Annotated in this window: 24 protein-coding genes; 3 read left to right on the top strand and 21 right to left on the bottom strand. The window is 69.3% G+C overall.

The annotated features are described in order from the left end of the window. Nucleotides 1-25: 25 nt before the first annotated feature. The 11 genes from G6N31_RS25115 to purS are packed head-to-tail and all read right to left on the bottom strand — an operon-like array spanning nucleotide 26 to nucleotide 10,036. A complete protein-coding gene (locus G6N31_RS25115) occupies nucleotides 26-418 on the bottom strand; it encodes a sterol carrier family protein (RefSeq protein ID WP_098001804.1) in 393 nt (130 codons plus the stop codon). Nucleotides 419-440: 22 nt separating this feature from the next. After that, nucleotides 441-1,067, bottom strand: coding sequence for an Rv0804 family intramembrane glutamic endopeptidase (locus G6N31_RS25110; protein ID WP_098001805.1), 627 nt, complete (start codon nucleotides 1,065-1,067; stop codon nucleotides 441-443). After that, complete coding sequence (locus G6N31_RS25105; protein WP_098001806.1) at nucleotides 1,064-2,731, bottom strand: alpha/beta hydrolase; 1,668 nt, start codon at nucleotides 2,729-2,731, stop codon at nucleotides 1,064-1,066. The genes G6N31_RS25110 and G6N31_RS25105 overlap by 4 nt, the downstream gene beginning before the upstream one ends. Nucleotides 2,732-2,748: 17 nt before the next feature. Next, the gene (gene purL / locus G6N31_RS25100) at nucleotides 2,749-5,067 is read right to left on the bottom strand and encodes a phosphoribosylformylglycinamidine synthase subunit PurL (RefSeq protein WP_098001807.1); all 2,319 of its coding nucleotides are present in this window, start codon (nucleotides 5,065-5,067) and stop codon (nucleotides 2,749-2,751) included. 31 nt (nucleotides 5,068-5,098) lie between these two features. Next, entirely contained in the window at nucleotides 5,099-5,440 is a 342-nt protein-coding gene (locus tag G6N31_RS25095) for a VOC family protein (RefSeq protein ID WP_098001808.1), read from the bottom strand. 14 nt (nucleotides 5,441-5,454) lie between these two features. Beyond that, nucleotides 5,455-6,714, bottom strand: coding sequence for a M18 family aminopeptidase (locus tag G6N31_RS25090; RefSeq protein ID WP_098001809.1), 1,260 nt, complete (start codon nucleotides 6,712-6,714; stop codon nucleotides 5,455-5,457). Nucleotides 6,715-6,749: 35 nt separating this feature from the next. Next, entirely contained in the window at nucleotides 6,750-7,487 is a 738-nt protein-coding gene (locus tag G6N31_RS25085; RefSeq protein WP_098001810.1) for a hypothetical protein, read from the bottom strand. Then, entirely contained in the window at nucleotides 7,475-8,803 is a 1,329-nt protein-coding gene (locus G6N31_RS25080; RefSeq protein WP_098001811.1) for a hypothetical protein, read from the bottom strand. Before G6N31_RS25080 ends, G6N31_RS25085 begins: the two co-directional genes overlap by 13 nt. A 1-nt stretch (nucleotide 8,804) precedes the next feature. Continuing rightward, a complete protein-coding gene (locus tag G6N31_RS25075) occupies nucleotides 8,805-9,089 on the bottom strand; it encodes a type VII secretion target (RefSeq protein WP_098001812.1) in 285 nt (94 codons plus the stop codon). Nucleotides 9,090-9,119: 30 nt separating this feature from the next. After that, entirely contained in the window at nucleotides 9,120-9,794 is a 675-nt protein-coding gene (gene purQ, locus G6N31_RS25070; protein ID WP_098001813.1) for a phosphoribosylformylglycinamidine synthase subunit PurQ, read from the bottom strand. Beyond that, nucleotides 9,791-10,036 carry a phosphoribosylformylglycinamidine synthase subunit PurS gene (gene purS, locus G6N31_RS25065; protein ID WP_098001814.1) on the bottom strand — a complete coding sequence of 82 codons (246 nt, stop codon included), beginning with the start codon at nucleotides 10,034-10,036 and terminating at the stop codon, nucleotides 9,791-9,793. The genes purQ and purS overlap by 4 nt, the downstream gene beginning before the upstream one ends. A 31-nt stretch (nucleotides 10,037-10,067) precedes the next feature. On the opposite strand from purS, the gene G6N31_RS25060 reads away from it, so the two are divergent. Next, nucleotides 10,068-10,733 carry an MBL fold metallo-hydrolase gene (locus G6N31_RS25060; RefSeq protein WP_098001841.1) on the top strand — a complete coding sequence of 222 codons (666 nt, stop codon included), beginning with the start codon at nucleotides 10,068-10,070 and terminating at the stop codon, nucleotides 10,731-10,733. Between the two features lie 2 nt (nucleotides 10,734-10,735). Here the strand turns inward: G6N31_RS25060 and G6N31_RS25055 are convergent, their stop codons facing one another. The 6 genes from G6N31_RS25055 to G6N31_RS25030 all read right to left on the bottom strand — a co-directional run bounded on the left by G6N31_RS25055 (nucleotide 10,736) and on the right by G6N31_RS25030 (nucleotide 17,237). Beyond that, nucleotides 10,736-12,376, bottom strand: a complete 1,641-nt coding sequence (locus G6N31_RS25055; protein WP_098001815.1) for an FAD-binding dehydrogenase — start codon at nucleotides 12,374-12,376, stop codon at nucleotides 10,736-10,738. A 35-nt stretch (nucleotides 12,377-12,411) separates the two neighbouring features. Continuing rightward, nucleotides 12,412-13,089, bottom strand: coding sequence for a DUF2334 domain-containing protein (locus G6N31_RS25050; RefSeq protein WP_098001816.1), 678 nt, complete (start codon nucleotides 13,087-13,089; stop codon nucleotides 12,412-12,414). 66 nt (nucleotides 13,090-13,155) lie between these two features. Next, entirely contained in the window at nucleotides 13,156-13,656 is a 501-nt protein-coding gene (locus tag G6N31_RS25045; RefSeq protein ID WP_098001817.1) for a glutathione peroxidase, read from the bottom strand. Between the two features lie 11 nt (nucleotides 13,657-13,667). Continuing rightward, on the bottom strand, nucleotides 13,668-14,234 hold the full coding sequence (locus G6N31_RS25040) for a TetR/AcrR family transcriptional regulator (RefSeq protein WP_098001818.1): 567 nt from the start codon (nucleotides 14,232-14,234) through the stop codon (nucleotides 13,668-13,670). A 4-nt stretch (nucleotides 14,235-14,238) separates the two neighbouring features. Beyond that, nucleotides 14,239-16,347 carry a S9 family peptidase gene (locus G6N31_RS25035; RefSeq protein ID WP_098001819.1) on the bottom strand — a complete coding sequence of 703 codons (2,109 nt, stop codon included), beginning with the start codon at nucleotides 16,345-16,347 and terminating at the stop codon, nucleotides 14,239-14,241. Then, the gene (locus tag G6N31_RS25030) at nucleotides 16,344-17,237 is read right to left on the bottom strand and encodes a phosphoribosylaminoimidazolesuccinocarboxamide synthase (RefSeq protein WP_098001820.1); all 894 of its coding nucleotides are present in this window, start codon (nucleotides 17,235-17,237) and stop codon (nucleotides 16,344-16,346) included. Before G6N31_RS25030 ends, G6N31_RS25035 begins: the two co-directional genes overlap by 4 nt. 53 nt (nucleotides 17,238-17,290) lie before the next feature. Here G6N31_RS25030 and G6N31_RS25025 point away from each other — a divergent pair, with 53 nt between their 5' ends. Further along, nucleotides 17,291-17,923, top strand: coding sequence for a hypothetical protein (locus G6N31_RS25025; protein WP_098001842.1), 633 nt, complete (start codon nucleotides 17,291-17,293; stop codon nucleotides 17,921-17,923). Between the two features lie 3 nt (nucleotides 17,924-17,926). Here G6N31_RS25025 and G6N31_RS25020 read toward each other — a convergent pair whose 3' ends face one another. Genes G6N31_RS25020 through purB form a run of 3 tightly spaced genes read right to left on the bottom strand, consistent with a single transcriptional unit; the run spans nucleotide 17,927 to nucleotide 21,125 of the window. Beyond that, the gene (locus tag G6N31_RS25020; RefSeq protein ID WP_098001821.1) at nucleotides 17,927-18,487 is read right to left on the bottom strand and encodes a DUF1707 SHOCT-like domain-containing protein; all 561 of its coding nucleotides are present in this window, start codon (nucleotides 18,485-18,487) and stop codon (nucleotides 17,927-17,929) included. Beyond that, nucleotides 18,484-19,710 carry a cytochrome P450 gene (locus tag G6N31_RS25015; protein ID WP_098001822.1) on the bottom strand — a complete coding sequence of 409 codons (1,227 nt, stop codon included), beginning with the start codon at nucleotides 19,708-19,710 and terminating at the stop codon, nucleotides 18,484-18,486. The genes G6N31_RS25020 and G6N31_RS25015 overlap by 4 nt, the downstream gene beginning before the upstream one ends. Continuing rightward, entirely contained in the window at nucleotides 19,707-21,125 is a 1,419-nt protein-coding gene (gene purB / locus G6N31_RS25010; RefSeq protein ID WP_098001843.1) for an adenylosuccinate lyase, read from the bottom strand. The genes G6N31_RS25015 and purB overlap by 4 nt, the downstream gene beginning before the upstream one ends. Nucleotides 21,126-21,166: 41 nt before the next feature. Here purB and relZ point away from each other — a divergent pair, with 41 nt between their 5' ends. After that, complete coding sequence (relZ, locus tag G6N31_RS25005) at nucleotides 21,167-22,891, top strand: bifunctional ribonuclease/(p)ppGpp synthase (RefSeq protein ID WP_098001844.1); 1,725 nt, start codon at nucleotides 21,167-21,169, stop codon at nucleotides 22,889-22,891. Here relZ and G6N31_RS25000 read toward each other — a convergent pair. Continuing rightward, nucleotides 22,888-24,447 (bottom strand): HNH endonuclease signature motif containing protein, encoded by a 1,560-nt coding sequence (locus G6N31_RS25000; protein WP_163722372.1) that lies wholly within the window; start codon nucleotides 24,445-24,447, stop codon nucleotides 22,888-22,890. The genes relZ and G6N31_RS25000 overlap by 4 nt on opposite strands. Between the last annotated feature and the right edge of the window lie 122 nt (nucleotides 24,448-24,569).

Here is a 24,569-nt window from a genome sequence, read left to right as displayed (position 1 = left end):
CGGAGAAGACAGAATCGAACACGTCCTAATCGGGCAGCGCGACCACCGGCAGTGCAGCGGCGATCTCGCCGGCCCGCGATCCCGACAGCTGCAGCGTTCCCGCCGCAGCCGCGTCGGCCACCGTCAGCAGCCCGGTAGCCAACAGCAACCACGTGCGCGGGTCGGTCTCGACCACGTTGGGCGGATTCCCCCGGGTATGTCTCGGACCTGCGATGCACTGCACCGCGACGAACGGCGGAACTCGCACCTCGACGGCCGAACCCGGCACCGTCGCGCTCAGCGTCCGGGCCGTGGTGCGTACCGCCTCGGCCATTTCGGCGCGCTGCGGGGCCGGGGCCGCAGGGTCGCGCAGCCAGGCCGACACCGCCGCGACTGCGGCTCGGGTCTGCGCCGGGTCGGCGCTGCGTCGGGAGGCCACGCCGTCAGGATTTCAAACGGCATCAGGATTTCAAACGGCGGCGCGCAACAACCAGCGCCGCGACCGCTCCGGCCTCGTTGACGGCCAGATGGGTCAGCATCGGAGCGGCCACGCTGCCCGATTCGGTGTGCAGCCAGGAGAACAGCCATCCGGCCGCCCCCGTGAGTGCCACCGTCCCCGCAACCGACTCCCCGGCCGCACGGGCGTCGGGCACATGGCTCAGGCCGAACACCAGCGCTGTCAGCAGGCGGCCGGCCCGCGGGCCGAACGCCCGGTTCGCGGCACTGCCCAGCGCTGCCCGGTAGGCGACCTCCTCGGACCACACCGTGCCGAGCGGGATCCGCAGCAGCAACCACCGTCCGGGCGCCGCCGGAAGATCGCGCTCGGCCATCCCGCTGCGCACCCTGCGGTTGGCGGTACTCGCGGCGATGCCGAGCACGAGCGGGACCGACACTGCGCCACCCCAGCGCAGGCCCGCCCACAGGCGGGGTGGCCGCAGCCCCAGCGAGGCGGGCGTGGCCGCGGCCAGCGCGGCGCCGACCGCGGCGTGTGGGATCGGGTGCCAGCGCGCCGGAATCCGCGCGGCCAGCGCGCTCCAGGTGAGCAGCGTCGCCGACAGCGCGAGCGCGCGCAGCACGTCTCTGGTCACGTCACCGCGTCGGGAAGTCGATCGCGCAACGCATTTCGGATCCGCTCGGTATCGGCTGCGGTCCACCCCGGCGGCGGTGCCACCCCGACCCAGCCGTCGAGGATGTAGTCGCCGTAGTTGTGGCCGTGCCCCGCCGGCGCCGACGCGGCGTTGGGAATGTCGGCGGCCACCTGCCAGTACGTGATGATCGGATACCACCGCATCGATGCGGTCCGGTCGCGGCCGGGCGGCTCGGCCAGCCAGTCGGGCCGGGTGAACAGCAGATCCCGCGACCACCACACGATCGGGTCCGACGCGTGCTGCAGGAACAACACCCGCGTGCCCTCCCACGGCCCCCTGGTGTCCTCGGCGATCTGCGCGGGGCTGTTCCCCTGCGAGAAACGCACGGTCCGCCCACCGTCGTAGCGCGGCTCGACTTGCGGGGTACCCGGGTCTCGGCGCGCGACGATGTCGCGCCACAGCGGGCTGGCGTTGGGCGGGCCGACCCACAGCACCGAGGAGAACCCCATGCCGGCGATGTCGGGCAGCCATTCGAAGGCCCCCTGTCCGGCCATCGACCCCAGACTCTCGCCGTAGAGCAGGAGACGCGGGCGACGCTCGGGTGGCAACTGCGCCCAGCGCTGCGCAACCGCGTCGATCATCATCCGGCCCGAGCGCATCGACTTCTCCCGGTCGCCCAGGAACGAGACCCAGCTGGGCAGAAAGGAATACTGGGAGCCGACGATCGCCGTGTCGCCGTTGTACAGGTACTCGACCGACGCGGCCGCAACCGGGTTGATCCATCCTGTGCCGGTGGTCGGCGCGATGACCAGCACCTCACGCTCGAACGCGCGGGTGCGCTCGAGTTCGCTCAGCAGCACCGCCATCCGCGCTTCCTCGGTGTCAGCCGTCTCCAGCCCGGCGTACACCCGGATCGGCTCACGGGCCGGGCGACCGTTGACCTCTTCGAGCTCCGCGGCGCTGGGACCGCCGGCGACGAAACTGCGCCCCTGGTAGCCCAGCGTCTCCCATTGCGCGAATGATTCAGGGCTGCCGGATCTTTCGCGTTCATCCGGTTGAACGACGCCCTCGGCGGTGGTGGTGTTCTGCGGTTGGGAGACGCGGTTGGCGAGGGCGAAGAAGCCGCGCACCAGCACCCCGTTGACCAGGCTGATGACGAGCACCACCGCGACCGCGGTGCCGATCAACAGCGCGAGCTCGTCCGACAGCCGCCACCGCCGGATCAAAAAGCGCGCCATCGTCTTGATCGCGTCGATGAGAATTCTGGTTCCGGCCACGCACACTGCGGCGACGGCGGCGGCCAACGCGAGGGTGCGCAGGTAGCTCGCGGTGCTCGGGCCCGGCACCCCCATCAGCTCCGAGACCTGACGTTGCCAGCCGGCGGCCGGGATCACCATCAGCAGACACGCACCGACGGAGCCGACCACGATCACGGTCTTGAGCGCGTAGGCGATTCGTCTCGGCGGTGGCCACCACCGTCGCCGGTCGAGCACGAACCTGTGCCCCATGCGGCCGGCGAACACCCCGATGCCGTAGCCGATGGCCGCGGTGATTCCGCCGATCAGGCCGCCGAGCAGCCAGTCACGGGGAAGCAGGGAGGGTGTGAGGGACAGGCAGAAGAACAGCGCCCCGAATGCGACGCCTGTGAAGTCCAGACGCAGCATTCGCCACACCCATAGGGTCACCCGAACAACCCGGGCAGCACGCCCTCCGACGTGCGCCGCAACTCCTCGAGTGTCACCGTGAACAGCCCCTGCACCTCGACAGCCGCCTGGCCGGGCTCCGGGCCGGGGTCGACGACACCGACCCGGGTGGCGGGCAGGCCGCGGGCTTCACACATCGCGGTGAACCGGCTCTCCTCGGTGCGCGGCACCGCGACCAGCACCCGCCCCGCGGACTCGCTGAACAAGAAGACGAAGGGACCGTCGCCGTCTGCGAAGACGTCGGGAATGACGATGCGGCAACCGGTTTCGCCGGCCAGCGCGGCCTCGACGACAGCCTGGACGAGTCCGCCCTCGGAGAGGTCGTGGGCTGCGGAGATCAGGCCGTCCCGCGAGGCCGCGGTCAGCACCTCGGCCAGCAGCTGTTCTCGCGCCAGGTCGACCTGCGGCGGCATCCCGCCGAGGTGATCGGCGGTGACCTGCGCCCAGATCGACCCGTCGAACTCGTCGCGGGTCTCGCCGAGCAGGATCAGCGACTCGCCCGGCTCGGTGCCCAGCGCGGTCGGGATCCGTCGCTTCACGTCGTCGATCACGCCGAGCACACCGACCACCGGCGTCGGCAGGATCGCGGTGGCCCCGGTCTGGTTGTAGAAGCTGACGTTGCCGCCGGTCACCGGAATGCCCAGCGCCGCAGCGCCGTCGGCCAGTCCGCGCACGGCTTGGGAGAACTGCCACATCACACCTGGATCCTCCGGGGACCCGAAGTTCAGGCAATTCGTCACCGCGACGGGAGTGGCCCCGGTGACGGCGACGTTGCGGTAGGCCTCGGCCAGCGCGAGCTGCGCACCGGCGTACGGGTCCAGTGCCGTGTAACGGCCCGACGCGTCGGTGGAGATCGCGATACCGCGTCCCGTCTCCTCGTCGACGCGCAGCACGCCGCCGTCGGCGTGCTCGGCCAGCACCGTGTTGCCGCGCACGTATCGGTCGTACTGCTCGGTGATGAACGCTCGGCTGCACAGCTGCGGGCTGCCCAACATCTGCAGCAGCGTGATGCGCAGTTCCTCGCCGGTCACCGGTCGCTTCAGCCCAGCCGAGGTGTCGGCGTTGAGCGCGTCCTGGGTGTCGGGACGCTGCACGGGCCGCTCGTAGACCGGGCCTTCGTGGGCCACGGTGCGCGGCGGCACATCGACGACCGTCTCGCCGTGCCAGGTGATCTCCAGCCGGCCGGTGTCGGTGACCTCGCCGATCACGGTGGCCAGCACCTCCCACTTACGGCACACCGCCAGGAACGCGTCGACGTTGTCGGGGGTGACGACCGCGCACATCCGTTCCTGCGACTCGCTCGACAGGATCTCCGCCGGGGTCATGTTGGCGGCGCGCAGCGGCACCGCATCCAGTTCCACCCGCATACCGCCGTCCCCGGCGGACGCGAGTTCCGATGTGGCGCAAGACAGTCCGGCACCACCGAGGTCCTGGATACCGACCACGAGGTCACTCGCGTAGAGCTCCAGGCAGCACTCGATGAGCACCTTCTCGGTGAACGGGTCACCCACCTGCACGCTGGGCAGCTTCTTGCGGCCTGCCCCGCTCTCGTCGCCGCCGAACGTCTCCGACGCCAGCACCGACACCCCGCCGATGCCGTCGAGGCCGGTGCGCGCACCGAACAGGATGATCTTGTTCCCGACGCCTGACGCGAACGCCAGGTGCAGATCCTCTTTGCGCAGCACGCCGACGCACAGCGCGTTGACCAGCGGGTTGCCGGCATAGGACGGATCGAACACCGTCTCGCCACCGATGTTGGGCAGACCCAGCGAGTTGCCGTAACCGCCGATGCCGCGCACCACGCCGTCGAGGACGCGGCGGGTGTCGGGGGCGTCGGCGGGGCCGAACCGCAGCTGGTCCATCACCGCGACCGGGCGCGCACCCATCGCCATGATGTCGCGCACGATGCCGCCGACGCCTGTTGCCGCGCCCTGGTAGGGCTCGATGTAGGACGGGTGGTTGTGCGACTCCACCTTGAAGGTGGCGGCCCAGCCGTCGCCGATGTCGACGACGCCGGCGTTCTCGCCGATGCCGGCCAGCATCGCCTCGCGCATCTTGGCGGTGGTGGTCTCGCCGAAGTAGCGCAGGTGCACCTTGGAGGACTTGTAGGAGCAGTGCTCGCTCCACATCACCGAGTACATCGCCAGCTCGGCATCGGTGGGTCGGCGCCCGAGGATCTCGCGGATCCGCTCGTACTCGTCGTCCTTGAGACCGAGCTCTCGGTACGGCTGGGGCTGGTCGGGGGTGGCGGTCGCCCGCTCCACGGTGTCTACCTGTTGGCTCAACCCAGACGTCACGGGGTCAGTTTAGCCAGCATGCCGATGCGACTCAGGCCACACAGAACGCGTTGCCCTCCGGGTCATTGAGCACCACCCACTCGAACTCGGGCCCGAAGTTGTGCCGACCGGCTTCCTTCGCGCCCAGTTCGACCAGTCGTGCCACCTCAGCTTCCCGGTCCTCGGCGTGAAAATCCAGGTGCACGCGGTTCTTGCCCGGCGTCGGATCGGGCACCCGCTGAAATCCCAGACTGGGGTCGCCGTCGCGCACCACCATCACGAACTCCCCTGGCGCGACAGCGTTCACGTCGCCGCCGAGGGCCGTGGCCCACCAGTCGGCGAGGCGGTCGGGATCGACACAATCGAAGGTCACCATCTCGGTTCTCAGCGGCATGGCTCGACCCTAGATCAGGCCGGTGACAGGAACGCCGCAAGCGCTGCCGAATAGGCCGCGACATCGGCCGCGCCCATCACCTCGCGCGCCGAGTGCATGGCGAGCTGCGCGGCGCCGACGTCGACGGTGGGGATGCCGGTGCGCGCCGCGGTCATCGGCCCGACGGTGGAGCCGCAGGGCAGGTCGGCGCGGTGTTCGTAGCGCTGCAGCGGGACCCCGGCTTGCTCGCAGGCCAGCGCGAACGCCGCGGCGGTGCGTCCGTCGGTCGCGTACCGGAGATTGGGCTGCACTTTGAGCACCGGCCCGCCGTTGACCTCGATGAGGTGACCCGGCTCGTGACGGTCCGGGTAGTTCGGGTGGGTGGCGTGGGCCATGTCGCCCGAGGCCACCATCGACGTCGCCAGCCGGCGCAGGAAGTCCTCGCGCCCGCCGCCGGCGGCCAGGGTGATGCGTTCCAGCACGGTCAGCAGCAGATCCGACTGGGCGCCGTGGTCGGACTGCGAGCCGACCTCCTCGTGGTCGAACAGCACCAGCACCGGTACGACCCTGGTGTCTGCGCCCGCTGCCAGGAAGGCCGCCAGCCCGGCGTAGCAGGTGGCCTGGTTGTCCAGCCGCGGGGCGCTGACCAGTTCGTTGTCGACACCGGCCAGCCGCGACGGCGTGAGGTCGTGGGTCATCAGGTCGAACCCGAGCACCGCGTCGGCGTCCACGCCCGCCCGCTCGGCGACGGACGCGAGGAAGGAGCGGCTGCCGCTGCCGACGCCCCAGACGGCGTTGACGTGGCGCTGCGGGTTCAGCTCGACGGCCTTGCGGTCCTCGGCGAGGTGGATGGCCAGCTGGGGCACCCGCAGGACCGGGTCGTCGACGCGGACCAGGATGTGCCGGACCGTGTTTCCGTCGCGGACCGACAACCGCCCACTGATTCCGAGGTCGCGGTCCAGCCACGAATTCAGCCACGCCCCGCCGTAGGGCTGCAGCGCGACCACCTGCCATCCCGACACGAACCGGTCCGGATGTTGCTTGACCCGCAGGTTCGGGCTGTCGGTGTGGGCTCCGACGATCCGAAACGGCGCCGTGGTGTCGGCACCGCCGCGCCAGGCGATCAGCGAGCCGGCACGGACCGCAAAGAAGTCGCCCGCCCCCGGCCACGGATCGCTCTCGGAGAGTTCGGTGAACCCGGCGGCCCGCAGGCGATCAGCGGCCGTGGCGACGGCATGAAACGGCGACGGCGATGCGTCGATGAACTCACAGAGCTGCTGCGCGGTGGCCGACATAATTTTCCATCATCGCCGATCAGCCGCGGCGCGGCTCAGCCCGGGGCCACCAGTCGTCTGGCCGCCCGGCCGTCGGTGAGCTCGACCCGATGGTCGGGGTGTTTCCAGTAGAACTGCATCAGTTCGCGCAGCGCCAGACCGCCCGGGGTATACCAGTCGGAGGTCAGCGTCCTCGTCCGGCCGTCGGCCGTCTTCACATAAGTGCTACCGGCCATCTGCAAAAAGTTCTCCTGGCGTGGCTGGTCCGACAACTCGGTCAGTTCGTCCCATCGGCGCTCGACGCGGGAGTAGGGGTCGACGTGCTCGACGCCATCAGGGGTGAGCCGCAGGTAGCCCATCCCGCGATGGCGGGCGATCCGCGCCAGGCTGGGCACTCCGATCACCACACCGATGGCACCGGCCAGCGCGAACCATTTCTGGTCGGCGACGCCTGGAAGCGCCACCGCGCCGACCGCCGCGCCGACCGCATAGAGCAGCAGGGTGGCGAAGGCGACCACGGCCCCCGTCATGGACAGTCGGTCCACCTTCAGGTCCGGCCGCAGAACCGTTCCGGTGGAGTCATACTCGATTCTCGGCCGGACGCTGCCGGTCGCCAGGATCACCCGCATCGCGAGACCTGCGAACGCGAACACCGCGAATCCCGCGACCACCAGCATGGATGGGTAGCGGCCCTGCTCGAAGAGCTTGAGAACCCAGACGATGCTGAACACTCCGAGCCCACCGAACAACAGAGCCACCGCGGCGACCGACGTCCTGGGTTTCATCTCGGGCACAACACCTCCCCTACCACCGAACCGACGTATCCGAACGCCCACGAACCGCCCAGGCTGCCGACGAACGCGCCGACCGGACCGAATAATGCACCACCCGCCGCTGCCGTCGCGATACCGCCCACCGTGCTGTACACGCCCGAGACACCGGCCACGCATGCGTCGTGCAGTGTCTCCGCGGAGACCATGTTGTAGGCCATCGTCGCCACACCGATCGCCGGCCCACCCCACTTGGCGCCGGTCTTGACCTTGTCCAGCTCTGCCGCGGTCAAGGCCGGTATCCCTTGACCGGCCTTGGTTTCCAGACCTGACAGCGCGCCCCCGACCAGCGTCGGGAAGGGGTCGGTGAAGAACTCGTCGGGCAACGGGCTCTCCCGCCCGTCGGCGGTGATGCAACTTCCGGTGCGCACACCGTCGGCCGTCTCGCTCATCGTGACAGTGGTGCCGTCGGACCAGTGCACGCTTGTCTTCACACCGCCGTCGTCGAGCGGGGTGGTCATGGTGTCCGAGATCCAGTTGCCGTGCTTGTCGGTATGCAGGACCCGCGTGGTCCCCGGCGGATAGACCTGCTGGCTCGGCAGCCCCTGATCGATGTACTCGGTGGCGACCTGGGTGCTGCCGTCCATCATCGTGTATGTCGTGACCCGGTTGCCGGTGAGGTCCTCGGTGTCGGTGATCTCGCGGACAGTGGTGGCCATGTCCTCGGCGCGGGCGACCTCCTGGAACTGTTCGCCCTCGGCGGTGGCGGGGCTGGGCACCTCGTCGACCGGGGCCGGGCCGGGCGCAACAGGCCCGGCGAGGTCGGAGTTGATGCCCTCCTCGGCCACGGTGGTGACGATCTTCATCGACGTGGTGTCGTCGGCCTGATCCACGGCTATCACGAGTGGGTTCAGTTCACCCTGGGCGATCTGCGCCAATATCTCCAGCTCGGCCACACGCTCGGCGGACATGCCCGCCGGGTCGATCAGCACCACCCATTGGTCGGTGACGTTCAACGGTCCGCTGTCGATCTGGGCTGCCATGGCGAGCGCGGCAGTCCGTGCCGTGCTGATGGCGCCGCTGCCGTCGGACAGCGCCGATGCAACCGCTTCGGCGTAGGTTTTGAAGGCTGACGATCGGTCAGTCGCCCGGCTGAACATGCCGGCGGCAGCGCGGTGGGCCGCCCCCTCCCATCCCCCGGTGCGGGGCATGCGATCGATCCGGTCGTCGAGGTCTCGGACGGCCTGGTAGACGGCCGCTCCCGCTGCCTGGATCGCCGCCGCAGCGGGCACCAACGACTCAGGGTTCCAGCTCTGCAGCCGAGAACGGGTGGGCAGCATGTCAGAACAACTTCGTGAACTGGCCTGCCAGGCTCTCGTCGGTCACCTCGTACCGGTCCCCCGCGCCGCGCACTGCGTCACCCATGGCGAAGATGTCGCCGAGCAGATCCGCTGCGATCCTGCCCAGCCGCTCGCCCACCTGCCGGGTCGCCCACTGCGTCGACGAACCCGGCAGCCCGTCGGCCGCCGTGGTGGCGGTGTGTCCGACGTCCAGACCGTTCAGCGCGCCCGCGGCAGCCTCCACCTGAGCGGCAAATGCCCGCAGCACATCCGGATCAACCAGCACACAGGAAACCTAACAGCGGCGCCGGAGGGGTCAGGACACCAAAACTGCGTCCAGCGCCGAGTAGAAGATGCCCAGGCCGTCGTCGGACGGACCGGTCAGCGGCTCGGTGGCATGCTCGGGGTGCGGCATCAGCCCGACGACGCGCCCGTTGGCCGAGCTGATCCCGGCGATGTCGCGCATCGAGCCGTTGAGGTTCTCCCGGTAGCGGAACACCACCCGGCCCTCGCCCTCCAGTTCGTCGAGCACGCGCTCGTCGGCGACGTAGCGGCCCTCACCGGACTTCAGCGGCACCAGCAGGTCGGCACCCTGCTCGTAGCGCGACGTCCACGCCGTCGTGTTGGCGGCCACCTCCAGCCAGGTGTCGCGGCAGATGAAGTGCAGCCCGACGTTGCGGGTCAGCGCGCCCGGCAGCAGGCCGGCCTCGCAGAGCACCTGGAAACCGTTGCAGATCCCGAGCACCGGCATGCCGCGTTGCGCGGCGGCGACCACCTCGCCCATCACCGGTGCGAACTTCGCGATGGCCCCGGCGCGCAGATAGTCGCCGTAGGAGAATCCGCCCGGAACCACGACCGCGTCGACCCCTTTGAGGTCGGCGTCGGCGTGCCAGAGGCTCACCGCCTCGCCACCGGCCAGCCGTACCGCGCGGGCGGCGTCGATGTCGTCCAGCGTCCCCGGAAATGTGATGACGCCCACGCGAGCGCTCACGCGTCGCCCCCCTCGCGGGTGATGGTCCAGTCTTCGATCACCGTGTTCGCCAGCAGCGACTCCGCGATCTCGGCCAGCTGGTCATCGCTGAGATCACCGTCGACTTCAAGCTCAAAGCGCTTGCCCTGCCGGACATCTGAGATGCCGTCGAAACCCAGCCGCGTGAGCGCGCCGACGATCGCCTGCCCCTGCGGATCCAGAATCTCGGCCTTCGGCATGACGTGTACCACCACTGTTGCCACGGCGACACTCTACCTGCGCGACAATGCGATCATGCAGCTCACTCACTTCGGCCACTCCTGCCTGCTGGCGAGCTTTCCCGGCGAATCGGGCGCCGGCACTGACCCTGGCACGACCGTGCTGTTCGACCCCGGGATCTTCAGTCACGGCTTCGAGGGGATCACCGGTCTGTCCGCGATCCTGATCACCCATCAACACCCCGATCACGCCGACCCGCAGCGGCTGCCCGCCCTGGTCGAGGCGAATCCGCAGGCGGCCTTGTACGCCGATCCGCAGACCGCGGCGCAGCTCGGCCGACCGTGGCAGGCGGTCCACGTCGGTGACGAACTGTCCATCGGGCACCTGACCGTGCGCGGTGCGGGCGGTCGGCACGCCGTGATCCACCCGGAACTCCCCGAGATCGACAATATCTCGTATCTGATCGGCGACGGCCGGCACCCGGCGAAGCTGATGCACCCGGGCGACGCGTTGTTCGTCCCCGGCGAACCGGTGGACGTGCTGGCCACCCCGGCCGCCGCGCCGTGGCTCAAGATCTCCGAGGCGGTGGACTATCTGCGTGCGGTGGCCCCGGCCCACGCGGTGCCGATCCACCAGGGCATCATCGCCGAGGCCGCCCGGCCGATCTTCTACGGCCGGCTGACCGAGATGACCGACACCGACTTCCAGGTGCTCGAACCGGAGTCGGCGACCGGTTTCTGAGCTCAGCCCACGTCGCGGGCCGCCGCCCGCCCGGCCGCGCGTCCCGAGAACACGCACCCGCCGAGGAATGTCCCCTCCAGTGAGCGGTAGCCGTGCAGGCCGCCCCCGCCGAACCCGGCGGCCTCGCCGGCGGCGTACAGACCGGGCAGCACCGAACCGTCGGCCCGCAGCGCCCGGGAGTCGAGATCGGTTTCCAAGCCGCCCAACGACTTTCGGGTCAAGATGTGCAACTTGACAGCGATGAGCGGGCCGGCCTTCGGCTCGGTGAGCCGGTGCGGCGCGACCACCCGGCTGATGCGGTCGGGCAGGTAGTTGCGGGCCGCGCGGACCGCGGTGATTTGGCTGTCCTTGGTGAACCGGTTGACCACCTCGCGGTCGCGGGCGGTCACCTCGGCTTCGACGACGGCGTAGTCCACGGGTTCGGTGTCGGGAACGGCGTTCATCGCGGTCACCAGGTCGCGCAGAGTGTTCGCGCTGACGAAGTCGACGCCCCTGTCGACGAACGCGTGCACCGGTGCGGGGCCGTTGCGGGACCGGTCGAGCACCCCGCGAAGACTGCGGCCGGTCAGGTCGGGGTTCTGTTCCTGCCCCGACAGCCCGAACTCCTTGTCGATGATCCGCTTGTTCAACACGAACCAGGTGTAGTCATGCCCGGTCCGCGCGATGTACTCCAGAGTGCCGAGCGTGTCGAAGCCGGGGTACAGCGGTGCGGGCAGGCGCTTGCCGTTGGCGTCGAGCCACAGCGACGACGGACCCGGCAGGATCCGGATGCCGTGCCGCGGCCAGATCGGGTCGTAGTTGGTGATGCCCTCGGTGTAGTGCCACATCCGGTCGCTGTTGATGACGTGCGCGCCCGCGGCCTCGGAGATCCCCAACATACGGCCGTCGACGTGCGCGGGCACGCCGCTGAGCAACTGCTCGGGCACGCGTCCCATCCGGGCCGGCCAGTTCTTGCGGACCAGGTCGTGGTTGCCGCCGATGCCGCCGCTGGCCACGATCACCGCCTGCGCGCGCAGCTCGAAGTCGCCGGCCACCTCGCGCGAGGACGCGACACCACGGGGCTCGGCACTGGGCTGCAGCACCGCACCGCGGACCCCGACGACCGCGCCGTTCTCGGTGAGCAGCTCGTCGACGCGGTGCCGGTGCGCGAACCGCACCCCCGGCCGGCCCGACAGGCGCCGCGCGAAGATGTCGACCAGCGCGGGCCCGGTGCCCCAGGTGATGTGAAACCGCGGCACCGAGTTGCCGTGCCCGCGCGCGTCGTACCCCCCGCGCTCGGCCCAGCCGACCAGCGCGAAGGTCTGCAGCCCGCGGTCGCGCAGCCAGCGTCGCTTCTCCCCGGCGGCGAAGTCGACATAGGCCTGGGCCCATTGCCGCGGCCAGTGGTCTTCGGCCCGATCGAATCCGGCGGTGCCCAACCAATCCTGCAGCGCCAGCTCGTGGCTGTCTCGGATGCCCAGACGACGTTGCTCGGGACTGTCGACGAAGAACAGGCCGCCGAACGACCAGTAGGCCTGACCGCCGATGTTCGCAGCGTTCTCCTGATCGACGATCAGGACGCTGCGGCCCCGGTCGGCGAGCTCGCACGCTGCGACCAGACCCGCCAGACCAGCACCGACCACGATGACATCAGCATCCGCCATCCCGCCAATGTAGTCCCGATTCCCGCGGCAGACCCCTACGCGGCAGCCGTCAGCTCAGGCCGGTCCCGCCACCGGTACACGGTGGGGGTGCAGCCGTGCATCAGTGCCAGGTCGACCGCGTCGAGCATCGCCTGCCGGGGTCCTGGCCGCCGCAGGTGGCGGGCGGCCACCGCGACCCGGACGACACCGCGCCGCCGTGCCGTGCGTTCGGCGGCCAGCACCAGCGTGCGACACCACCAGGGCTCGGCCAGGAATCCTTCGCCGATGCCGAGCACCCTGGCCCGCACCGCCTGCCCTCGGACCAGGTCGACCACCTCGTGCAGCCCCGCCGAGAGACGGAACCCGTTGCGACGCAATGCGGTCGCAGTCCCGTCGGAGCTGTTCCACTTGGGCCCGGCGAACAGACGGGTACGCAGCCCCAGGTGGTCGAGCACCCGGTCGGCGGCCATCAGACGCAGGTTCGCTTCGTGCGCAGGCGAAGTCGCCGCGCCCTCGAAGCCGTGCAGCACGATCGCGTCGCCGTCCCCGCGACGGTGGGTCAGCCAGTCGACGGTGCGTGGGTCGTGGTCGAGGCGATAGCCGTTCTTCCGGCGCGGCGCCACCAGAAGCGATGCGGGGACTCCGCGACCGGCCAGCAGACCCCGGAACGCGCTGACCTCGTCGAGCGTGCGGTTGTCGATACCCGAGATCGAGACGATCAGTTGTCCTGGCACACCGGCAGTGTCGCAGCCGCAAGTGTCGCCGAGGTGACGGACACGACGCCCGCAGGTGTACGTCGGCTAACGGGGCAGGACGGCTTCGATGGCCGAGATCACCTCGGGGGTGTCGGGTTCGGTGCGCGGGCGAAATCGCTTGGCTACGGTGCCGTCGGGGGCGACGAGGAACTTCTCGAAGTTCCACTGCACGTCGCCGGCCTGACCGCTGTCGTCGGCGGTCTCGGTGAGCTGCGTGTAGAGGGGGTGGCGGTCGGCGCCGTTGACGTCGGTCTTGGCCAGCAGCGGGAACGTCACCCCGTAGCTGGTGGAACAGAACGTCTGGATCTCTTCGGCGGTGCCGGGCTCCTGTCCCATGAACTGGTTGCACGGCACGCCGATCACCGTCAGTCCGCGGTCGCGGTAATCCTTGGCGAGTTGTTCGAGCGCCGAGTACTGCGGCGTCAGTCCACACTTGGAGGCCACGTTGACCACCAGCGCCGCACCGCCGGGGGCCAGCTCGGCCAACGTGGTGGCGTTGCCGTCGAGGGTGGTCAGCGGGATGTCGGTCAGCGCGGTATCGGTCATGGCACCGAACGCTACCGGGCGCCCGGTTCGGTGAACAGCATCCGGGCGACGCGCCGCGCAGTGTCCACCGGGTCGGCATCCCCGCCGACCACACCGTTGAGGTAGAGCATCACGAAGCCGTGTACCAGCGACCACGCGGCCAGACCCGCGGCTTGCGGGTCGTCGGCGGCGCGGGGGTCGTCCAGCGTCGCAACCCCAGCGGAGAGCTCGATGCCGGCGGCGGCACGCGCTTCGAGCAGCTCAGGGTCATCGGGATTGACCAGGGAACGGTTGAACATCACCGCATAGTGTCCGGGATTGGCGGTCGCGAAGCCTACGTAAGCTAAGGCTGCGGCGCTGAATTCCGGTCGCGCGGCGGCCAGCGCCGCGGCGAGCATCCGCCAGCCCTGCGCGGCCAGCGCGGTGAACAATCCGCGGCGATCGGTGAAATGGTGCGCCGGTGCGGCATGCGAAACACCTGCCGCACGGGCCAGTTCGCGCAAGGAAACGCCGTCTGCCCCGCGCTCGGCGACCAACGTCGCCGCCCGCGCCAGGATCACGGCCTTCAGATCGCCGTGGTGGTAACTGTCTCTGGCCATCGGACTAGCCGTCGCCGGAATCGGCCTTGGTCACGTCGAGCAGCCAGGCGTACTGGAAGGCGGTTTCCTTCCACCGCTCGTAGCGGCCGCTAATTCCGCCGTGCCCGGCGTTCATCTCGGTCTTGAGCAATACCTTGGCGCCATCGTCCGGGCTCTGCTGCACATGCCGCAGTGCGGCAACCCATTTCGCCGGCTCGACGTAGTACACGCGGGTATCGTTGAGCGACGTCATCGCCAGAATCGCGGGATAGTCGCGAGTGTCGACGTTCTCGTACGGCGAGTAGGACTTCATGTAGCGGTAGACCTCGGGGTCGTCGAGCGGGTTGCCCCACTCGTCCCACTCGGTGACCGTCAGCGGCAGTGACGGATCCAGGATGGTCGTGAGCGGGTCGACGAACGGCACCGCCGCGAGCACCCCGGCGAACAGGTCGGGTGCCATGTTGGTGACCGCACCGACCAGCAGCCCGCCGGCGCTACCGCCGTAGGCGGCCAGCCTGTCGGGCCGGGTGACCCCGGTATCGACGAGATGCCTTCCCACGGCGATGAAGTCGGTGAAGCTGTTGCGCTTCTCGAGCAGCTTGCCGTGCTCGTACCATGGCCGGCCGAGTTCTCCGCCGCCGCGGACGTGGGCGACGGCGAAGACCATGCCGCGGTCGAGCAGCGAGAGCCGGGCGATGGAGAACCGCGGGTCCTCGCACGATTCGTAGGCGCCGTACCCGTAGAGCAACATCGGCGCAGGCGCCTGCATGTCGGCACGGTGCACGATCGAGATCGGAACGCGTGCGCCGTCTTCGGCGATCGCCCAGTCCCGGCGCTCGATGTAGTCGTGCGGACTGTAGTCGCCCAGCACGGGTTGTTCCCGCAGCAGGGTGCGCTCCCCGGTAGCCAGGTCGAGGTCGTAGATGCGCACTGGTGTGACGAACGACGTCGCACCGATGCGCAGCTTGGGTGCGCTCCAGTTCGGATTGGCCGACAGACCCACCGACATCAGTTCCGAGTCGAACGTGATGTTGCGCATCGTGCCGTAGCCCGCACCGTCGACCGGCCAGAGCGCGATGCGCGGCAGTGCCTCGCTGCGGAAGCTGACCACCAGGTGGCCGTCGAATGCGTCCACCGAGTCCAAGCGGACATCATCGCGGTGTTCGATCAGCGTCCGGTGGGCGGTGGGGTCGTCGACGGGTGCGTCGACCAGCGTGAAGTTTTCGGCACCGTCGTTGTGCAGGATGAGGAACCGATCCTGCCCGCCGACCACCGCATGTTCGACCGCGTACTCGACGGATTCCCTTCGCTGCCAGATGGTTTGGAACGTCGCCTGCGGGTCCTCGGCAGGGCCGTAGCGCAGCTCCGAGGTCACCGCGCTGCCGGCGGCGATGATGATGTACTTGTTGCTGCGGGTGCGGCCCACCCCGACCCAGAATCGCTCGTCGGGTTCGTGGTAGACCCGTTCGTCGGAGTCCTGGGCGCCCAGACGATGTCGCCAGACGGTGTCAGGGCGCCACGCGTCGTCGACGGTGACGTAGTAGACGGTCGCGTTGTCGGCAGCCCACGTCACGCCGGCCCCGATTCCGGCGATCTCGTCGGGATACCGCTGCCCGGTACGCAGATCCTTGAAGCGCAGGGTGTAGCGTTCGTCGCCCTTGACGTCGACCGAGTAGGCCAGGATGTTGCCGTCGACGCTGACGCTGGCCGCACCGAGGGAGAAGAAGTCGTGTCCTTCGGCCTCGACGTTCTCGTCGAGCAGGATCTGCTCGCCGGGGATCTCGGTGTCCTCGTCGAGCTGCGGTGGTGTCCAGTCGTCGGGATCCTCGACCGGGCAACGGCATTGCACCCCGTACTGTTTGCCGGCGAAGCTGCGGCCGTAGTACCACCAGTCGCCCCGGCGGGTAGGCACCGACAGATCGGTCTCCTTGGTGCGGGCCTTGATCTCATCGAAGATCTGCTGTCGCAGCGGCGCCAGATCGGCCGTCACATGCTCGGTGTAGGCGTTCTCGGCCTCCAGGTAGTTCACCACGTCCTGGCTGGTCTTCTCGCGCAGCCACTCATAGTGGTCGACGAAGACGTCACCGTGGTGTTCGCGGCGGTGGCCGATCCGTTTGGCTACAGGGGCCTTCATGCGGGATCTCCGATCCAGTCGTCGAACCGTCGTCCGGAGATGCGTTCGTAGGCCTCGATATAGCGATCCCGGGTAGCCGCGACGATGTCAGCGGGCAGAGGTGGTGGAGGCTTTTCACCGGACCGGTCCCAACCGGAATCCGGGCCGGTCAACCAGTTGCGGACGAATTGCTTGTCGAAGCTGTTCTGCACGACCCCTTCGGTGTAGTCGTCGGCGGGCCAGTACCGGGACGAGTCGGGCGTGAACACCTCGTCGGCGAGCTTCAGTTCGCCATACGCGTCGAGACCGAATTCGAACTTGGTATCGGCGACGATGATGCCCTTGCTCAACGCATGCCCGGCACCCTTGGCATAGATCTGCAGCGTGCGCTCACGCAACTGCTGGGCACGGTGCGCTCCGACGAGGTCGACCACGTCGTCGAAGGAGATGTTGACGTCGTGCTCACCCAGGTCCGCCTTGGTGGCCGGGGTGAAAATCGGTTCGGCGAACCTGCTGGCCTCGACCAGTCCGGTCGGTAGCTCGATACCGCAGACCCTGCCGGTCTTCTCGTAGTCGAGCAGACCCGAGCCGGTGAGGTAGCCGCGCGCCACCGCCTCGACCGGAAGCATCTCCAACTGCTCCACGACCAAAGCGCGGCCGAGCAGGTCAGCCGGGATGCGTTCGTCGTCGGGCGGACCGGCCAGATGGTTGGGGGTCCCGAGCAGGTCGAAGAAGAACACGCTCATCGCCGTCAGGATGCGGCCCTTGTCCGGAATCTCGGATTCGAGGATGTGGTCGTAGGCCGAGATACGGTCGGACGCGATGAACAGCAGATGTCCGTCGTCGATGCGGTAGAGCTCTCGAACCTTGCCGCTGGCCACGTGTTGGTAGTCGGACAGATCGGGGCGCATCCGGCCAGCCTAACGGGGCCGTCCGAGCGGGCCGGTGTGCTGTGATCGAGGACATGAGATCGAGGTGGGTTCCGTACGCGTCGACGCCGGCCAGGCTGGTGTCGCAACTGGTCAGTGACATCGTGGTGGTGTTGTGGACGACGGTGTGGGTGTTCGTCGGGATGGCCGTGCACTCGGCGGTGGACACGATCGCCGACTTCGGGTTCCGGGTGGAAAGCGGCGCGAACGGCGTGGCGGGCAACCTGGACGACGCCGGCAACAGCGCCGACGACGTGCCACTGATCGGCGATGCCCTCGCCCGGCCGCTGGGCGCCGCCGGGGACGCGGCCCGTGAGATCGCCGGCGCCGGGCAGTCGCTGGGGGTGACCGCCGGATGGCTGGCGTGGCTGCTGGCACTGGCGGTGGCGGCCCCGCCGGTGCTGGCGCTGATGATGCCGTGGCTCTTCCTGCGCATCCGCTATTTCCGGCGCAAGTGGACGGCGGTGACGCTGGCTTCGACGCTGGCGGGTGAGCAGTTGTTGGCGTTGCGGGCACTGGCCAACCGGCCGCTGCCGAAGCTGGCCGCGATCAGCCCGGATCCGGTGGGGGCCTGGCGGGAGCAGGATCAGACCGCCATCCGCGGGTTGGCGGCGCTGGAGTTGCGGGCGTCCGGTATCCGCGCGGCGAACCTGCGCCGTGCGGCCTGACCATTACTTGAGCAGCCGCTTGAGCGACGTGCCGAACGGGTGCCGCGCGGTCACCGACCCGAAGCGCACCCGGCCCGCGACCACGACGTGCAGCCGCGACGACACCGGGCTGGTCGCCACCTTCACCGACGTCGAGGACGCGACGCCGGCCACACCGTTGAGATCGGCGGTCGCGCCGTCGGGCAGGATCAACTCGGTCGAGCTGAGGTAGTCGTCGAGATCGATGTGCACCACCGGGCTCTGCAGCAAGGCTGCCGTGAAATCCAGAGTCGTCGAACACATTCGGGTCCTCAGCCGCAAGCGTGGCGGCACGGTCCACTGGCCCTTGCGGGCGATGCTGGACATCCAGCTGCTCAGCACCTCCGGCGGGGTCTGGACGGGGTCACGCCGCACGTGCGGCAGGTCGGTGATCACCGTGTCGAGCTCACCGCGGGTGCGGGCGGCCAGAACGACGTCGACCCGCTCGGCGTACTCGTCGAGGCTCAACATCCCCTGTCCCACGGCGAGCTCCAGGATCCGGGTCACCGCCGCGCGGTCGGCGTCGGATGCGCGCATCTCGCTCATGGACTCACCTCCACGATCAGGTGCCGGATTCCCGTGTGCCGGTTGCTACGTGTCCATTCCACAGGTTCGGCCAAGCTCACCGACGCGTATCTGCCCAGCAGCTCCTCGAAGATCACCCGCAGCTCCAGGCGGGCCAGGTTCGCACCCAGGCAGTAGTGCACACCGTGCCCGAAGCCCAGATGCGGGTTGGGTTTCCGGGCGATGTCGAAGCGGTCCGCGTCGACGAAGACCGCCCCGTCGCGATTGGCCGACCCCTCCCAGACCAGCACCTTCTGTCCGGGCGCCACCGCGTGCCCGCCCAGCACCGCCGGCCGGGTCACGGTGCGCCGCTTGGACGGCGACGGTGAGGTCCAGCGCACCATCTCTTCGATGGCCGTCGGCAGCAGCCCGGGGTCGCCCCGCAACGCCCGCCACGCGGCGGGATTCTCGATCAGCGCAAGTAGTCCGCCGGCGATCGCATTGCGGGTGGTCTCGGCGCCGGCGCTGAACAACAGGTTGAAGAACAGGTAGCCCTCCAGATCCGACAGCGCAGGGTCGTCGGAATTCACCACGACCGACAGCATGTCGTCGGTCGGTTCGGCACGCTTGGCCGCGATCAGCTCCTGGCCGTAGGCGAACATCCGCGACCCGGCTTCCTCGACCGAGAGCCGGGTGATCGACGCTGTGCGTGATCCGCCGAAGTCGAAGCTGGGCTCGATGGCTTCGAACAGCCAATGCCGTTCGGCCTCGGGCACCCCCAGCAGGATGCAGATCATCTGCATCGGCACTTCGGCGGCGATGTCGGTGACGAAGTCGAAAGGTGTTCCCGCGTCGACGTCATCGAGCAGCCGGCCCACCCGGGCGCGCAGGTCGTCCTCGACCCGGCCGATCATCCGCGGGGTCAGCCCGGAGCTGACGAGTCGGCGCACGTCGGCGTGTCGCGGGTCGTCCATCATGTTCAGCAGTTGCCCGGCGATCGGCAGGTCCTGCAGCAGCGTGCCGCCGAAGGCCCGGTCCCCACCCGTCACCGACGAGTAGGTCTGCGGATCACGCAGCACGGCAAGGGTTTCAGCGTGACCGGCCACCGACCAGAACCCTTCGCCGTCGGGGGTGTGCTCGGTGGGCTCGTGCCAGTACACCGGCGCGAGTTCCCGGTGCAGGGCGAACAGGTCGTGCGGGAACCCGTCGGCGAAGTTGTCGAGATCGGTGAAATCGATCCGGCCCAGCTCCGCGATCGAAGTCACAGGATCGCGCCGGAGGTGTATCGGGCGGCGTCAGGGTGGCGGCCGAGCAGGTCGTCGACCGCGGCGACCACCCGGTCGACCTGGTCGCCGGCCGCGCCGGTGAACGCCTGCCGGTCGGCCAGCGCCGCGTCCAACGCGGGCCGGTCCAGCGGCAACCGCGGATCCCTGGCCAACCGATCGAGAAGATCGGGCTCGGCGCCGCGTTCGCGCATGTCCAGTGCGACGGCCACGGCGTGCTCCTTGATGACCTCATGGGCGGTCTCCCGGCCGACCCCGGCGCGCACCGCGGCGATCAAGATGCGGGTGGTGGCCAGGAACGGCAGATAACGATCGAGTTCCCGCTGGATCACCGCGGGGTAGGCGCCGAACTCGTCGAGGACGGTCAGGAATGTCTCGGTCTGCCCGTCGAGGGCGAAGAACGCGTCCGGCAGCGCGACGCGGCGCACCACCGAGCAGAACACGTCGCCCTCGTTCCACTGCGCGCCGGCCAGTTCGGCGGCCATCGACGCGTAGCCGCGCAGCACCACCTGCAGCCCGTTGACCCTTTCGCAGCTGCGGGTGTTCATCTTGTGCGGCATCGCCGAAGATCCGACCTGGCCGGGCGCGAAGCCCTCGGTGACCAACTCGTGGCCGGCCATCAGCCGGATGGTGTGCGCCAACGAGGACGGCCCCGCCCCGAGTTGGACCAGCGCAGAGACCACGTCGTGGTCCAGTGAGCGCGGGTAGACCTGGCCGACGCTGGTGAACATCTCGGTGAAGCCCAGGAACTGGGCCACCCGGCGCTCCAATTCGGCGAGGCGTTCGGTGTCGCCGTCGAACAGGTCGAGCATGTCCTGGGCGGTGCCCATCGGACCTTTGATCCCCCGCAGCGGGTAGCGGTCGATCAGCTCGATCACCCGGTGCAGCGCCACCAGGAGCTCCTCGGCCGCCGACGCGAACCTCTTGCCCAGCGTGGTGGCCTGCGCCGCGACGTTGTGACTGCGGCCGGCCATGACCAGGTCGCGGTAGAGCACGGCGCGCTCGGCCAGCCGTGCGACGACGGCGACCCCGTGGTCGCGGACCAGCTCCAGTGACCGGCGGATCTGCAGCTGCTCGACGTTTTCGGTCAGGTCACGGCTGGTCATGCCCTTGTGCACGTGCTCGTGCCCGGCCAGGGCGTTGAACTCCTCGATTCGCGCCTTGACGTCGTGGCGCGTCACCCGCTCTCGGGCCGAGATGGACGCCAGGTCGACGTCTTCCAGCACCCGCTCGTAGTCGTCGACGACACCGTCGGGCACGTCCACACCGAGCTCAGCCTGGGCTCTCAGCACCGCCAGCCACAGCCGCCGCTCGGCGACGACCTTGGCTTCCGGCGACCAGATCGCCGCCATCTCCTCACTGGCGTACCGGGTGGCCAGCACGTTGGGAATGCTCACGAACACACAGCCTACGAGGCGCGTCGGGCACAGTGGACACCGTGCACTTCATCGGTGTGGACCTGGCCTGGGGACAACGCAGACCCTCCGGGGTGGCGGTGGTCGATGACGCCGGCCGGCTGCTGCTGGCCACCGTCGCCACCGACGACGACAGCATCTGCGCCGCGCTTACGCCCTACGTGCAGGACGACTGCGTGGTCGGCTTCGATGCTCCGCTGATCGTGCGGAATCCGACCGGCCAGCGGCCCGCCGAGCGGGAGATCAACGCCGACTTCGCGCGCTTCCAGGCCGGGACGCATCCGTCCAACACCGGCCGACCCGAGTTTGCCGAAGGCACCCGGGCCGCGCGGCTGGCCGAAGCGCTCGACCTGGACATCGATGCCCGGTCGCCCACGCCGCGGCGAGCCCTCGAGGTGTACCCGCATGCGGCGACAGTGGCGTTGTTCCGGCTGGGCCGCACGCTGAAGTACAAGAGCAAGCCGGGCCGGGCTGTCGCCCAGATGCGCGCGGAGCTGCTGCGGCTGATGGAATTGGTCGAATCCCTGTCCAACGCCGACCCCGCGCTGCGGTGCAGTGTGAGCGAGGCCTGGGTGCGGCTGCGCCAGGCCGCCGAAAGCGCCACCCGGAAAAGCGAATTACGCCGGGTGGAGGACCCGGTCGACGCGGTGGTGTGTGCCTACGTGGCGATGTTCGCCGCGCGTCGGCCCGACGACGTGAGTTACTACGGCGACCGGGCGACCGGCTACATCGTCACCCCGGCATTGCCGGCCGATCTGGAGCCGGTACCGCCGGAGCCCACGCCGGGTGCGGTGCACGAGGCGGTGGCCACCTTCGCGGCGCGGCGCCCGCAGCTGGCCGAGGCGACCCGGCGGTACCTGACGGCGGTGACCGCTCTGCTCGACGACGCGGGCATCGACTACCTGAGCGTGACGGCGCGCACGAAGTCGGTGGCGTCGTTCGCGGCCAAGGCCGACCGCCACGTCGATGGCCGCCGTCTGTACACCGATCCGCTGTCGGAGATCACCGACCAGATCGGGCTGCGGGTGATCACATATCTGCGCGACGATGTCGCGGCGGTGGCCAACGTGCTGGCCGAGGAGATGCAGCTGCTCGACGACCGCGACATGGGTATGGAGACCGCCGCGGAGGGCCGCTGGGGATATGCGAGCAGGCACCTCCTGCTGGCGACCGGAGGGGAGCCGTGGCCCGCGTCGGTGCAGGTGCGCACGATCCTGCAACATGCCTGGGCGGAGTTCGAGCACGACGTGCGCTACAAGGGCTCGGTTCCCGAGGAGGACGCGCCGGATCTGAACCGCCGGTTCACGCTGGCCGCCGGTCTGCTCGAACTCGCCGATCGCGAGTTCTCGGCGATCCGGGAGCGGCTGCGCTCGACGACGCCGGCCGAACGGGCCCCGCAGAGTTCCGGCGCGCCGGGCATCGCGACGCCGGTGCTGGCCACCTACCTGGCCAATAGATTTCCCAGCGCCGGGTGGTCCCGCACCGAGCACTACGCGTGGATGGCCGGGCTGCTGCTCGATCTCGGCATCGACTCGACGGATGCGGTGGATGCGGTCCTCAGCGGCATCGACACCGATGTCGTCAACGCCGCGATGGACTACCGGTTCCCCGCCGGCGCGGTACGCCGCCTCGACGACGCACTACTGGCGGTGTTCGGGCCGCGATACATCGGTCTCGACGGCAACTCCCATCGGGTCTCGTTGCTGGAGAACCGGTTTGCCCGACTCACCGCCTCCCTGAACTCCTAATACGGTGGTGTGTTGTCGGGTTCGGTGAGGCCTTCGCCGTTGAGTCTGCGTAGGACGGTGAGGTAGCGGGTGTGGGCTTGGGCGCGGGTGAGTCGGCGTCGGGGCATCATGACGCCGCGTCGCTGGTCGGGGGTGGGGGTCGGGGGTGGGCCGTTGCTCCAGAGGGTGCCGGTGGGTGTGCACAGGGCGGGGAACAGCAGGGCGCTGCCGGGTTTGGTGAGGTAGGTGTGTCCGGTGGGGCTGGTCCATTCGACGGTGCCGTCGGGGTGTTGGCGGTCGTACCAGCCGTCGGGGCCGGTCCAGAACGTTTTCAGAAGATGGTGAAAGCGGCACAGGCACTTGAGGTTCGAGGCGTGGGTGGGTCCGCAGGGGTAGGGCACGGTGTGGTCGATGTCGGCGCGGGTGGCTGCGATGTCGCAGTGTGGGAAGCGGCAGGTCAGGTCGCGGCAGCGGATGAACTCGGCCAAAGCGCGTGAGGGCAGGTAGCGGGGTTCGGCGGGGCTGTCGCCGGGGTGGACGATCTCGCGGATGCGGGCGTTGTCGAGCAGCGGATGCAGCGCTGCGGGCGCGAGCACGCCCTTGCCGAACAGGAACGCCGGCTTGGCCGTAGGCGCGGGCGCCGGTGCGGGTGCGGGTGCGGGCTCAGGCACGACGTCGGGCTCAGCCTGTCCAGCCTCATCCCCGTCGGCATCGGCATCGGCCTTAGCCTCAGCCTCGGCATCGGCGGCGGGCTCAGCGGTGGTGGTGTCGGTGAGGACGTAGATGGTGGTGTTGGGTGCCGGGCGGGGGTGGCCGGCGGCGGCGCAGTCGGCCAGCCCGCAGCTGCAGGTCAGGGCGTCGAGGCCGTAGCCGATCGCGGCCAGGGCGTCGTTGCGGCGCTGCTCGAGTGTGCGCGGATCGGCCTCACAGACGGTGTGGGCGATGGTGTTGATGCGTTCGTGTAGCGCTGCGGCGTCCCCGGGGTGCATGCGCGCCCACATGCTGACCAATCCCACCGGATCAGACGGGCTGCCGAACTCCACAGCGCGGCCGGGGGTGTGGTCCTTGGCCGCGCGCAGCGCGCCCGGATCATGGGTGATGACCGTGGCGTCGATGGCCTGCTCGGTTTTGGTGCGCGACAACGCCCCCCAGAACCCGACCTGACGGGCCACCGCCTCGTCCACTGCGGCCATCGCACTCGGGTCGGTGATCAACTCGGTGCGGTAGACGATGGTGCGCACCAGCAGGTCACTGATCAGACCTTGGGCGAACAGGGCGGCCACCTTGGGTAGCCGGTCGCGCAGCGCCACCGCGCGGTGGGTCTGCACCAACGCCAGCGATTGGCTGATCCCCATCGCGGCGGCCAGCTCGGCGGCCACCGCGGCGTCGGGATCCAGCCACCAGCTGCTGCGCTCGGCCGCGCTGGCCAGCCCGGTGCGCCGGTCGAACAACTCGGCCAGCACCGCCAGCTTGCGGGCTGCGGCCATGTTCTCCGCCCGCGCGAAGTCACCGGCGGCGTCGATCAGCCCGGCCGCATCCAGCGACCCGACCACATCCACCCCCGGCATATCGAACATGTGTTCTATTGTGCCAACGCCCACCGACAATTGACTCCGCTAAACGGTTTCGGATGAGCCTGCTGGGTTGTCTTCCAATTGATTTGTCTCACCGGCGACGTGCGGGGAGCACGACCGACGGC

Source organism: Mycolicibacterium duvalii (assembly GCF_010726645.1).
In the GTDB taxonomy this organism is placed as follows: Bacteria; Actinomycetota; Actinomycetes; order Mycobacteriales; family Mycobacteriaceae; genus Mycobacterium; species Mycobacterium duvalii.
This window is presented reverse-complemented; position numbering and strand designations above follow the sequence as displayed.

Coding starts and splice junctions, on each gene's coding strand:
- G6N31_RS25105 (WP_098001806.1), bottom strand. CDS start 2,731: ATGCTGCGTCTGGACTTCACAGGCGTCGCATTCGGGGCGCTGTTCTTC.
- G6N31_RS25095 (WP_098001808.1), bottom strand. CDS start 5,440: ATGCCGCTGAGAACCGAGATGGTGACCTTCGATTGTGTCGATCCCGAC.
- G6N31_RS25090 (WP_098001809.1), bottom strand. CDS start 6,714: ATGTCGGCCACCGCGCAGCAGCTCTGTGAGTTCATCGACGCATCGCCG.
- G6N31_RS25080 (WP_098001811.1), bottom strand. CDS start 8,803: ATGCTGCCCACCCGTTCTCGGCTGCAGAGCTGGAACCCTGAGTCGTTG.
- G6N31_RS25060 (WP_098001841.1), top strand. CDS start 10,068: ATGCAGCTCACTCACTTCGGCCACTCCTGCCTGCTGGCGAGCTTTCCC.
- G6N31_RS25055 (WP_098001815.1), bottom strand. CDS start 12,376: ATGGCGGATGCTGATGTCATCGTGGTCGGTGCTGGTCTGGCGGGTCTG.
- G6N31_RS25045 (WP_098001817.1), bottom strand. CDS start 13,656: ATGACCGATACCGCGCTGACCGACATCCCGCTGACCACCCTCGACGGC.
- G6N31_RS25040 (WP_098001818.1), bottom strand. CDS start 14,234: ATGGCCAGAGACAGTTACCACCACGGCGATCTGAAGGCCGTGATCCTG.
- G6N31_RS25035 (WP_098001819.1), bottom strand. CDS start 16,347: ATGAAGGCCCCTGTAGCCAAACGGATCGGCCACCGCCGCGAACACCAC.
- G6N31_RS25030 (WP_098001820.1), bottom strand. CDS start 17,237: ATGCGCCCCGATCTGTCCGACTACCAACACGTGGCCAGCGGCAAGGTT.
- G6N31_RS25025 (WP_098001842.1), top strand. CDS start 17,291: ATGAGATCGAGGTGGGTTCCGTACGCGTCGACGCCGGCCAGGCTGGTG.
- G6N31_RS25020 (WP_098001821.1), bottom strand. CDS start 18,487: ATGAGCGAGATGCGCGCATCCGACGCCGACCGCGCGGCGGTGACCCGG.
- G6N31_RS25000 (WP_163722372.1), bottom strand. CDS start 24,447: ATGTTCGATATGCCGGGGGTGGATGTGGTCGGGTCGCTGGATGCGGCC.